This window comes from Alcanivorax sp. HI0044, from assembly GCF_001634945.1.
Genome location: NZ_LWEZ01000647.1, coordinates 1 through 1,169 on the forward strand (window position 1 = coordinate 1; position 1,169 = coordinate 1,169).

Consider the following 1,169-nt stretch of genomic DNA (forward strand, 5'->3'; position numbering starts at 1 on the left):
TCGGGTATATTCAGCGGCGTGTTGTTAGTCTCGGCGTCCTCATCGTCCAGATTATCAAACAGGAACCGCCAGATTTTCTCCATCAGGCTCTCGGATTCGCTGTCGTCCTGATTAATCCACTGCCGCTCGGTCTTTTCTTGCAGCGGCATGAACTCCGGGCTGGCCAGCAGCTCGATGACTTCCTGCTGTTCTGTTTTCCCGGTGGCCGGGGACTGTGCTGATGCGGCGCTGGCGGGTTCCGTGAAAGGCACCAGTGCCATGAGTAGCAGAGCCCCGATGACATTCCTGGCAGCTTGGCGACGTTTGCCCAACCGGCTGAGGCCCAGCTGCAGATCCCAGCCTTCCAGCCAGGTGCGTTTGTTCAGGTACAGGGCAAAGCCACAGGCCACGTAGAGAGGTTCGGTGACACACAGCACCAGATAGAAACACAACCCGGAGATGACCAGTTGCAATGCGCTCTGGTCATAGAACCAGTCACTGAGTTCCAGATTGAATTGCCAGGGCACCAGCATATACAGCAACGCCATTAGCCCGAGCGTCATGAACTGTTCCAGGTGCAGCACCAGCAGGGTCAGCATGCCCGCCCGGTTGGACGGGTAGCTGTTGAGTACTTTCAGACGCTGGCTGGCGGTGTCGCCTTTCACTTGTTCAAGCTGCCAAACGCAGGCATTGAAACTGCGCATGGGGCTCAGGCGCCGCCAGGTGAGCTGGCCGGCCAGCCCCGGCAGCGCGTAACTGCGCCAGCGTTTCAGCAAGGCTTTCAGGGTGAGGGTTTCACCAAACAGGGCATGGCTGTAAAAGGCCAGCAGTGGGCGTTCCCACAGGGGTTTGAGCCACCAGAAGATAAACAGGGGCCACAGGCTGTTGTTCAGGGCGGCCATGCTTAACAGCAGGGCATAGGGTACGGCGGTAAACAGCAGCCAGACGCGGGTAATGGAACCAGCCCAGTGGCGGTAAAACTGCGTGCCCAGGTCCGCGGCTTGCCAGGGGCTGCGCGGTGCCAGGCGGGCGCTAGCCTTTTCGAGTTCCATCCCGTCCCCCGAACAAAAGATAAAGGTACAAAAGGCCCCAGCAGGCCGCGCCCACGCTGTATTTGATGGTTGGCGCCAGGTCCCGTGGTGACCAGAACGCTTCGATAAAGGCGGCCAGCAATAACAGGGCGAAGACCC

Annotated in this window: 1 protein-coding gene; it reads right to left on the reverse strand. The window is 59.4% G+C overall.

Features of this window, described 5'->3' with window-relative positions:
* Positions 1 to 1,031 (reverse strand): hypothetical protein (locus tag A3730_RS07875; protein WP_063537859.1); only part of this gene is annotated, 1,031 nt, incomplete at its 3' end.
* Positions 1,032 to 1,169 lie beyond the last annotated feature (138 nt).